6 protein-coding genes are annotated in these 10,730 nt (G+C 47.5%); all 6 read right to left on the reverse strand.

What is annotated here, in order from left to right; all coding sequences use genetic code 11:
• Positions 1-187: 187 nt before the first annotated feature.
• Positions 188-1,390 carry a U32 family peptidase C-terminal domain-containing protein gene (locus PHW04_14225; GenBank protein ID MDD2717044.1) on the reverse strand — a complete coding sequence of 401 codons (1,203 nt, stop codon included), beginning with the start codon at positions 1,388-1,390 and terminating at the stop codon, positions 188-190.
• On the reverse strand, positions 1,387-1,788 hold the full coding sequence (gene ruvX, locus PHW04_14230; GenBank protein ID MDD2717045.1) for a Holliday junction resolvase RuvX: 402 nt from the start codon (positions 1,786-1,788) through the stop codon (positions 1,387-1,389). The genes PHW04_14225 and ruvX overlap by 4 nt, the downstream gene beginning before the upstream one ends.
• The gene (gene alaS / locus PHW04_14235) at positions 1,785-4,379 is read right to left on the reverse strand and encodes an alanine--tRNA ligase (protein ID MDD2717046.1); all 2,595 of its coding nucleotides are present in this window, start codon (positions 4,377-4,379) and stop codon (positions 1,785-1,787) included. Before alaS ends, ruvX begins: the two co-directional genes overlap by 4 nt.
• 279 nt (positions 4,380-4,658) lie before the next feature.
• A complete protein-coding gene (locus PHW04_14240) occupies positions 4,659-5,420 on the reverse strand; it encodes an ankyrin repeat domain-containing protein (GenBank protein ID MDD2717047.1) in 762 nt (253 codons plus the stop codon).
• Between the two features lie 357 nt (positions 5,421-5,777).
• Entirely contained in the window at positions 5,778-10,199 is a 4,422-nt protein-coding gene (locus PHW04_14245; GenBank protein ID MDD2717048.1) for a tetratricopeptide repeat protein, read from the reverse strand.
• 191 nt (positions 10,200-10,390) lie between these two features.
• Positions 10,391-10,730, reverse strand: a 340-nt coding sequence (locus PHW04_14250) for a hypothetical protein (GenBank protein MDD2717049.1), incomplete at its 5' end; no start/stop codon positions are given.

The following is a 10,730-nucleotide window of genomic DNA, read 5'->3' on the forward strand; positions in this document are numbered from 1 at the left end:
AAATGGTATTTTCCGGATAGATTGCTTAGCATTGAACGGAATTCAGATTCCTCGAAGCAGGAGAGTTTGATGATCCTGGGATTTTGGGAAACTGTCCGCACTGAAACCAAGTTGTCAAGGCCTTCGAGAGCATAGATCAGTTCGTTGTTTTTCTGGGTAGGGGAGAGAATGAAAATTTCATGCAGAGTCATTTTTCCCTCTTTCTCAGGAAACTGCCCCAGGAGTATTCTCTGGATAAGGCGCAGTTGACGATCATTTCATTGGTGGCTTTTGAGATTTTATGGTTTCCAGAACGCAGTTCACGGATACTTTCAGGGAACACCCCTTCAGGGGAAAACACCTCCACTGAATCGCCTGAGTACAGGTTGTTTTTTACATGAATTTTGCTTCTTCCCGCATTGCAGGAGAGAATTTTGCCGACCACCTGGCAGTTTCTAAGGTAGGCGGATTGCTTCCTCATTACATCTGCAGGCAGTCCGGTGAAAAAGCCGGTTGTATACTCCCTGTGGGAAACGCTCGCCAGTTCGTGAAGCCACTCTTTTCTGAGTGTGAATTTTTTCCCGCTGTAGCATGAATCAATAGCTTCACGGTAAGTTCTGCCGACAACTGCCAGATAATACTCGGATTTCACGCGCCCCTCGATCTTGACGCTGTCGATGCCTAGGCTGATGATTTCCGGAAGATGACCGATCAGGCAGAGGTCTCTGGAATTGAATATCAGACTGCCTGAATCTTCTTCGCTGATCGGCAGGTATACTCCGGGTCTTTTTTCTTCCTGGAGCTGGTATTTCCAGCGGCAGGGATGGGAACAGTCTCCTTTATTCGCGTCCCTTTTGTTAAAATAGAGGCTGAGCAGGCAGCGGCCTGAATAGCTGACGCACATCGCTCCGTGTACGAAAATCTCCAGCTCCACATTTCGATGTTTTTTCCGGATCAGCGAGATTTCCGCTCTGGAGAGTTCTCTCGCGAGGATAATCCTTTTGACAGGGATCCTGTTCAGAAATGCCACTGCATAATGGTTGAGTATATTTGCCTGGGTGGAAATGTGCAGCGGGATCCCGATTTTCAGTTCGGCCAGGAGTTCGATGATTCCCAGATCCGAAACTATCAGGGCATCCAGCGGCAGCTTGCTGATTTTTCGAAGATATTTTTTCAGAGCTGGAAAATCTCCGCATCTGGGAAAAATATTCAAAGCCAGGTAGAACTTCCGGCCTGATTCATGAGCCAGCCTGATTGATGACTCCAGTTCTTTAGGGGTGAAGTTCCGGCAGGCGTTGCGCAGGCTGAAATGCTCGCCTCCGGCGTAAAAAGCATCACCGCCATAGGCAAGCCCGACTTTGAATTTTTCTGGATCTCCGGCCGGTAAAAGCAGTTCGATTTTTCCGCTCATATCCTGGAGTTGAGATAAAACTGAAGAATCAGCGAGGCAGCAATCTTGTCCTTGTTCTGTTTCCTTTTTTTTCTGGCAAATTCGGCCTCCAGCATGAAATGTTCTGCATCCATGGTGGTGAAATCCTCATCCACGCGTTCGACAGGGAGCCCGAACTGAGACAGCACTTTGATGAAATCAAAGATTTTTTTGGTCTGCTTGGTCGGTTCATCCTTGCTGTTGGTAGGCCAGCCCACCACGATGATTCCCACATCCTGCTCTTTGATGATTTTTTCGAGGCCCTGAAACAGCTGCTCATCGTTTTTCAGCACTGCAAATGGCGAGGCGATGATCTGCATGGGATCCGACATCGCGACTCCGACCCTGACTTCGCCGTAATCGAGACCCATCACCCTCATTTCAGGAGCTCCTTCGCGATTTCGATCCCGCGGTCCAGGGCAGCCTGGATTTTCGCCGGACTTTTCCCTCCTGCCTGAGCGAGGTCCGGCTTTCCTCCGCCGGTTCCGTCGACCAGCCTGGCGATTTCCCTGATCAGGTCGCCGGCTTTGACTTTGCCTGACAGCTCCTTTGAAACTTTCACCACCAGAGCCGCCTTGCCTTCAGTGTCGGATCCGAGAATGGCGATGCCCTTGACACGGTCAATGATCCTGTCGGCCAGGCTGCGCAGTTCCTGAGCCTGCAGGTCCTGGAATTTTTTTGCGACTATCTTTGCACCCGAAACTTCCGGTGAACCGCTGATCACTGAATCCAGGTCGCCTCCGGCGAGCCTGGCCTTCAGTTCTTCGACTTTACGCTCCAGATCCTTCTTTTCTGTTTGAAGGGATTGGATTTTTTCCAGGAGTTCCCCGCTGTTCTGGGATTTCACTGTTGAGCAGAGATCAGAGAGAAGGTGTTCGTGATCCTTGAAAATTTTCAGGGCGCGTTCATGCGTTACAGCTTCGATCCTGCGCATGGAAGCAGCGATTCCAGTCTCAGAGATGATTTTGAACAAGCCGATTTCTCCTGAGTTGTGCACATGAGTTCCACCGCACAGCTCTGTAGAGAAGTCCCCCATTTTTACTACCCGCACCACCTGGCCGTACTTCTCTTCGAAAAAAGCCAGCGCTCCTTCGCTTTTAGCTTCGTGCAGACTTTTTGCCATGGTAGTGACATTCAACATTTCCCAGATTTTACGATTCACGATTTCTTCGGTCTTCCGGATTTCAGACAAAGTGAGGGGAGCGAAATGCTTGAAGTCGAAGCGCAGCTTCTCGTCATCCACAAAAGAGCCTGTCTGCTGGACATGGGAGCCCAGGACTTGTCGCAGCGCGGCCTGCAGCATGTGCGTTGCGGAATGATTGAATCTGATGGCAGCCCGTCTTGGTTCATCCACCAGGGCTTTGACTTTGGCGTTCTTCACTGGGGAGCCTGACTCTGTTTCATAAAAATGCAGGTAAACACTGCCTGATTTCCTGGTGTCAGTAATTATGCAGCGGAAATTTTCAGCCTCGATTGTGCCTGTGTCTCCTGTCTGGCCGCCTGATTCGGCATAAAAAGGAGTGCGGTCGAGCAGCAGCACCTGATCGTCAAAATCCAGTATGGCTGAGCTGTCTGAGGATGTCTCATCATAGCCGAGAAATTCGGTGGGCTTGTGTTTCACGGCCCATTCCTGGTATTCCTTCAGAGCCTCGTCTTTTTTCCAGGAAGCCTGGCCCATTGTTTTCTGTTTTTCCATCCATTCGTTGAATCCTGGTTCGTCGATCGCAAAGCCTGCTTCTGCGAAAATATCCTTGCTCATTTCCAGCGGGAAGCCGAATGTATCGTACAGCTTGAAGGCATCAAAACCAGGCAGTACGGACTGGTTTTCAGCCTTGAGTTTTGCGATCAGTTCCTCGATCATGCTGCGGCCCTTCCGGAGAGTCAGGGCAAATTTCTCCTCTTCCAGCCTGATGATCTTGGAAATCAGCTCTATCTTTTCTATCAGCTCAGGATAGGCGTCTTTCATGATCCTGATCACTTCAGGGAACAGCTGATAGAGATACTCGCCTTCGATTTCCAGCCGTTCCTGATAGCGCTTGGCACGGCGCATGATCCGGCGCAGGACGTATCCACGGCCTTCGTTGGAGGGAAGCACGCCGTCGCAGATCAGGAAGGACATGGCCCTGATGTGATCCGCCAGTACTCTCATGGCTGTGTCTTTTTTGAGGTCTGACCCGTACACTGCGCCTGAATCTTTTGAGATCCGCTCGATGATCGGAAAAATCAGGTCAGTCTCATAATTGCTGTGCTTGCCCTGGATCACGGCAGTCAAGCGTTCCAGACCCATGCCTGTGTCAATTGAAGGCTTGGGAAGCTTTGTCATTTCTCCGTTTTCTTTTTTATCGAACTGCATGAAGACCAGGTTCCAGATTTCCAGGAATCTGTCGCAGCCGCAGTGGATATCGCAGCCGGGTTTTCCGCAGCCCACACCGCTTCCCTGGTCGATGTGTATTTCCGAGCATGGTCCGCAGGGACCTGTGTCGCCCATGCTCCAGAAATTATCCAACTCATCCATGCGCACTATCCGCTCAGGCCTGACCCCGATTTTCTGCTCCCAGATTGAAGCAGCTTCGTCGTCTTCGCGGAAAACCGTGATCCAGAGCTTATCCTTAGGCAACCCGTAAACCCCGGTCAGAAGTTCCCAGGCCCAGGCAATCGCGTCTTCCTTGAAATAATCGCCGAAGCTGAAATTGCCGAGCATTTCGAAAAATGTATGATGCCTGGCAGTGATGCCCACGCTCTCCAGGTCATTGTGCTTGCCGCCCGCACGCACGCATTTCTGGCTTGAGGCAGCCCTCCTGGATTCACGCTTTTCTTCGCCTGTAAACACTGATTTGAACTGCACCATGCCGGCATTGGTGAAGAGCAGGGTCTTGTCGCCCTGCGGGATCAGCGAAGAACTTTTGACTCTAAGGTGCTTTTTTTCCTCGAAAAATTTCAGGAATTTTTCCCTGATTTCTGAGCCTGTCATATTTAGTACCCCGGATTTTTTCTGAGCCTCTTTCAAAATGATTTTCAGCGCTGAATCCTTATCAGTCATTTTGTTAGAGGCGCTGATGAATTATATCAGAATCAGGGGAGAGGATACAATAAAGTCGCAAGCAGAGCCAGGCTGTTTTTCGCTCCGGCAGTCAATTCCAATTTGTCAGGTAACAGCAAAGTGTCGAAATTTCGTGGGGAAGATTATCTCGTTTCTCTCTTGTTTGGTGTCTCTTTTTCTTTTGATCGGCCATCGCCAGTTGCAAAATTCCTATTTCCTGCCATGCTTTTCCCTTAGATAATCCTTGATCTGCACAAGTGTCGCTCCAGGGGGAAACCAGATTTGTGTATATTCGTAATTCTTGCAGTATGGCAAGTTATCTATTGGTGAAATGTTAACTGAGTACAATTTATCCGCCGCTTCGATAGACGCGCCGTGTTCGATGAGAAAATCGGCTGTCTTGAAATGTCCGAAGTAACAGGCATAAAACAGAGCATTTCCATTTCCGCCTGTTGCGTTCACATCAGCACCGGCCTGCACCAGATCCGAAACAAGTTCAACGAATTCATTGCTCGCTTCAATGGATTTTTGATATGCTTGGATCTCATCCGGAATTGCTGCATCCTTTCTTATCCAAAGCTCTTTTCCAATCCTCCAGTCGCCTGCGGCCATCACCAGGGGAGTGTAAGCCCCGTTATGGTAATGGTCAGCGTATTTTACATCTGCCCCCTTTTCCAGCAGCTTTCTCACAACAGCAAGTTGTTTTTCCCTGGCAGCAAAGAAAAGTGCTGTCCGCCCATGAATGTCCGTACAGTTTACATCTGCACCCAGATTCAAAAGCCGGAGACTTAAATCGGTTTTCCCGTAAATTATCGAGAGCATCAAAGGCGTTCGCGAATAACGGTCCTCTTGGTTGATCTCTGAGCTTGAAATCACCAGGCTGTTTTCGTCTGGAATCGGGTATTTAAAGTGAAGTTCAGGGGTCATTTCCCAATAGGTAAGCCTGTCCAGCAGTGACGGATTATTTATCAATTCAATGTATCTCCGTGGCTTTTTAAAGTAGGGAATTCCATGGACACTGCATCTGCAAAAAAAACAGTCTTTGCTATTGTAAAGACTATATTCTCCATTTTGCGGGCAGTTGGGACCGGTGTGATGTATTAACTCAGGAAGGTACTTCAGGATCAGCATGGAGGACGGGATATAACCCCAGTCGCGATTGAATTCATCTAACTTGCCGTCAAACTCATAACGCAGTTGTCCGCATTGCATCACATTGCAGCAGGATCTAAATAGAAATTCAGTGATTGCTACCAAACAGACAATCCCTATAACAGATTTTATCAGATAACTTCGAAGATAACTCTTGGTGTTATTTTCCATAAGTACTCAGTAAGGTATCAGGCAATCGCCTATTCTCACTAATGGACAATCAATTAGAGAAGGCCATTCGGTTAATATTGACAAATCTAACAATTCAGAAAACAGCATCCCTTTGTTGTGATCTATCCAATTCTGATTCGCCAGCTTGAACAGCTGGGTAAAAACTTCTTCCGCATCTAACGCATTCAGTTCTCCATCACTTCCAACAAAGACATCCGGGTTGTTGAAAGCATTGATCCAGCTCGAGGCATTGTCGAGACCATGTATGCCTTTAGCAGACCAGCAGGCTGACAGAATTACAACCCTAGGATGATTATTACCTAAATTTGGTTTTACTTCCTTGGGAGCAAGGTAACAATCCCGATAACTCCAATATGTATCATAGATTCTTTCATCTGGATACATTGCAATTCCTGCTATCGTACCATAACCATGACCAGCGATGATGATCTTGTCAAAATCTTTCAACGAAAGATAGTTTCTTAATGAGGCATCTTTGAATTGCGCTGGTGTGGGCGTATAGCATACCGTCACATTGTTTGTTTTCCTGAGTTCATTCTCTAACAGCTTGATCTGAGCGCTCCAGATCCCTTCCTTGGAAGTAAAAATCTGGCCGAAAATTGATTCAAAATACACTAAGTTTATTGCATTATTGATAAAATCCGCTTCTACAATGTTAGGATTGTATGCACACACGAGCAATGTAGGAAGCTTGATCAGAATTCTCCTGATTTTCTGCCCGAAAATCAGCTCCAGCAGATTCATTCTACTCTCGTCGCCGGTTTTTACTGGAACAATCATGCCACCTTTAATGCTGCTTTGATCGCTCGGGTGACTGTCACTGGCCAAAAGTAATTTTCCGGACCTGAACTTACTCTTGCTGATTCGATCGCATATCACTTCATCAGAGTCATATACATTTGTTTTAAACCTGAGGCTGATACTGTCACCTTCTTCAACTGGCGATGTCACTTCAATCTGAAAAATTGTATTGTCATTCATAAACTGGGTTTGGTCCAGGTCTGCGGCATTGCTGAAATCAATGAAAGAATTGGAAGCTTCATATTTTACACTCTTCGAAACTTTATCAGAGCCGATGCCCGGTCCAAGCCAGAGCGGCAATTTTAATGGTATTTTTTCTCCGAAAGCGATTAAATTTCCATTCAGCAACTCTTCACCAGGTTTTTTTCCGGAAAACCGATCATCGGGAGATGGGCTCAACACTTCAAGCTCCAATGTTCCAGCTTCATTGACAAAATGACGGCTGCTCGGGGAAGTTTCTGTGAATGACAATCTGATTTCCTCAGTTGCATTTGGATTCCATGGTATCAATATTATTTCATCAGTAGCATCATCTGAGTAATCAGTGGCAAATTTAAGTGTTGTTTTTACAGGAGCTCCGTAGTTCGGTGGAAGCCCCATTCCTTTTGCAGAGTGGTTAATAAACACTGGTGCAAACTTGATCCTCTTCCCATCCTCATTCACCAGACAAATCGGCACCTGGTTGTCTCCCTCCACCCAGATTTCAGGTGTTACTGATCTCGTGCCGAAGATTCCAGCATTCAGTCTGCATTTGGCTGTCAGGATCGTGTCCTGAAAATCGCCCGTGCCGCCGGTATAGGTGGCTGTGTTGGTTTCAGTGGAAGCGAAGATGTGGCCGTCGCCTTCATTGCCGCTTTCTTCCCATTTCCATTCCTTGATAGCTGAGGCAGGCACCTGGGCTTCATGAGAGTCATCGTCCATGTAAACAAGTTTTGCAGTGAAGTTTACAGGCTCGCCTTGGGCGATGGTGTCTGTCATTGGGTCTATGATCACTCGAAGTATCTTTTTTACGATCAGGTCTTTCGCTTCCAGGGCATAATCATCACCGTCCTCAATAGTGACTCCGATGCAGTATACTCTCACAGCTTCAGCAAGGTGTTGATGAGCTGTCTGGATCTTGTTCAAGGCAAGTTCGCATTTGCCCAGGCCGAGTTCTGCCCGGCAATTGAAATATGGCTTGAATGAGCTTGAAACATCAAGCCCTAGCACTTTATTGTACCAGTCTTCTGCTTCTGTGTAGGACTTCAGGCCGTAAAGAGCGTCGCCTTTGCCCAGATGATAATAAGGAAAATCAGCGGATTTCGGGTACTCAACGATACCCCTGTCAAAATATGTGATTGCTGTGGCGTATTCTTCAAGCCACAGGTAAATCTCCCCGCAATATCGCAGGCTGCTGGAGCGGAAAGTGGAGGAACCATAGATTGAGGTGCTGTAATCAAAGACCTTGGTCAGTTCGTCAATTCCGAGCTGGCCGTATTTGCGCTGGTTTTCGCTGTCATGCGTGATTTTCCTGAACGCATCGGAGAGAAGTTTGTAATTCTCTCCGATGCGGTACTGGGCCTGTATTTTGTACCTGTCATTGATGCCTGCCATGGCCAGGATCTTTTTCCAGTGATCAATGCCTGACAGGTAGTATTTTTCTGCATTGACCATGTCCTTCTCGTTTTGATATGTTAGCGCCACATAGCGCAGGTCAAAGGCTGCCTGGGAGATGCACTGCAGTAGCTGTCCGCCTGCCGGGTATCCGCTGATATACCGGTCATAGGTGTCTACTGCCTGAAGCAGATATTCGCGTCTGTAGGGCATTCCATTGTTTCCATAGTTGTTACCCAGATTGTCATAGCATCTGGCTAATGAGATGAGAATCGCGTCATTGGAGCTATAGTCCGGATATTTTATCAGTGAATCTTTATAAGCAGTGATTGCCTTGAGGCTGAATTTGTCCTTGTCTTCGAACTTATCCAGAACAGATTGAATGGACATACTATAAATATCACCAGCACCCCAGTAATATTTAGGGGCATAAACACTATCTGGATAATCACCGGTCATCTTAAGATATTCTTCACCTCCCTGTTCATAATAAGAAATCCGCTTTTCCCTGGACAAGTCCGAAATATCCCCCAGGCATTTGAACGAGTCGGCTATGTATGAGCGCACAGTTTCTGTGGTAATGGCTCCAGAGGTGGCGCTTGGGGGTTTCGGATATTCCACGATGTTTTTTCTGTAAATCTCGATCGCTTTGTTGAGATAAAGTTCCTGGTCCACAGCGCTGATCCCGGATAGCGGGACCTTTGCCAGCCTGTAATAGGCATTCCCTAGTTGCACTTGGGTGTTATCAGGTTTTTTCCATTCCTCAAGATCTGCGACAGGCTTGTAATAGTCGAGCTGATGGCAGTAAGCATCCACGCCTTCTTTGAAATATTCCGCCCTCCTGGGGAGAAGCAGGTCTGGAAGAAATTCGTCAACCCGCATGCAAAAACGCCCCATCTCGCACCAGACGCTCTGACTGATGTAATCGTCCGGAGGTGGCATGGCATACACATCCTTGAGATAGGCGATCGCTTTAGTATATGAGGCATCAGTTTGAATGTTGAGATAGATGGTCACACCTTCATAAAAGGATTCCCTCTTGTACGGCTTGGTGACGTCATATCTGATGCTGTCCTTGAAGCTGTTCACAGCCTGGTCCGGTGAACTCCAGTCCCTGTAACAGATGCCTATGTACCAATAGCATCCGTTTTGCGAGGCGTACGTAGAATCCATGGAAATGACCTGATTGAAAAGGTTGATTGCTTCTGAATAACTCTTTGCTTTATATGCTTTCACTGCCTTGCCATAGACGTCTGCCGGAGTCTCTGCTTTTCCGGTTCCATAGACATTCTGCAGTTCTGCATAGACGAGAAAGGCTTTGTCTATGAATGCTTTCTGCTTTTTGAATTCAGCCTGATCGCCGCTATTGAGCAGCTCTCCGAGAGTCTGGGCGTGCATGGACACGATCAGCAGGCCATATTTATCAATCATTTCCTGAATAGTGATCTTGTATCTATCAAAACTCACCTGGGAATTCTGGGATTCTGTGATGATTTTCTTGATTTCAGCAAGACATTGAGAAAGAAAATGAGTTGAGGGAAGATTCAGAATTTTTTCTTCGATTTTTCCGGCCAGAACGCCAAATCCTTTTTTAGCATTTGAATCGGATTTGTGAAAGAAAAACGAGAATTCACGAAAAGGAGAGCCATTGCCCAGGACCAGCTCATTCACTATCGAATCAGCTATTTTTGCCGATTTCCTGCTGTTTTCGTCCAGGGAAGAGGCATAGACCTGCTCGATGGATTCTTGTGTCGCTTGATTACGGTGCCAGGCCGTGGCTTGGGTAGCGGATTTGGGAACGGCACAGGCACCGGAACCGGCTGTGGATGGGGTCAGGTCTGATTTAGGGTAGGCTTTGCTGGCTCGGCCAGATCCCGATTCAATATTTGTAGGGGCAGACCCATCTGTCTGCCCAAGAACCTGGGAAAGGTGCAGGGTCCACAACGAAGCATTGATCAGGCTTTTCAGGGTTTCCAGGTCAGGTTGGATGCTGGTTTCGACTTCCTGAGCCATATCAGGTTGGGGGGGGCTTAAACATGACTCAGAGTAACTGCAAAAGAATGAAATAGAAACCAAAGCCAGAATCATTATTTTCCGCACACCTGCCTCCGGAATCATATAATTATTTTATTATATTCGTTAATACCGGCTCGGACAAGTAACATCTTTGTTACAAATGACGAGAGTTTAGTGATGTTTGGGTTTCAGAACGTGAATTCGATGCCCAGGCCGAGCACAGTCTGCGAATAGACCTGGTTCAGGTCATAGGCATAGAGATTCAGGAGGGAAGTGATCGTGTGGTGGGAGATCAGCATCCTCAGCCCGACATTGACAAGCAGCTCGTCGAGGTTGCTGTATTCTGCTGAACGCTCTGCTTCCAGCAGCAGGGAAGTATCCCTGGAAAGATAAGTTTCCAGTCCGGCCTGCTGCCAGTGCTGGACCTTATCCTGCCTGGCCAGGGTGCTGTTCCTGTAATTCAGGGACAGGATGATGTCAGGCAGGATTTCATGGCTGAACAATACAGCCAGCCTGTCGGAGAGATCG

It is taken from the genome of Candidatus Wallbacteria bacterium (assembly GCA_028687545.1).
In the GTDB taxonomy this organism is placed as follows: Bacteria; Muiribacteriota; JAQTZZ01; order JAQTZZ01; family JAQTZZ01; genus JAQTZZ01.

Coding starts and splice junctions, on each gene's coding strand:
- PHW04_14225 (MDD2717044.1), bottom strand. CDS start 1,390: ATGAGCGGAAAAATCGAACTGCTTTTACCGGCCGGAGATCCAGAAAAA.
- ruvX (MDD2717045.1), bottom strand. CDS start 1,788: ATGAGGGTGATGGGTCTCGATTACGGCGAAGTCAGGGTCGGAGTCGCG.
- alaS (MDD2717046.1), bottom strand. CDS start 4,379: ATGACAGGCTCAGAAATCAGGGAAAAATTCCTGAAATTTTTCGAGGAA.
- PHW04_14245 (MDD2717048.1), bottom strand. CDS start 10,199: ATGGCTCAGGAAGTCGAAACCAGCATCCAACCTGACCTGGAAACCCTG.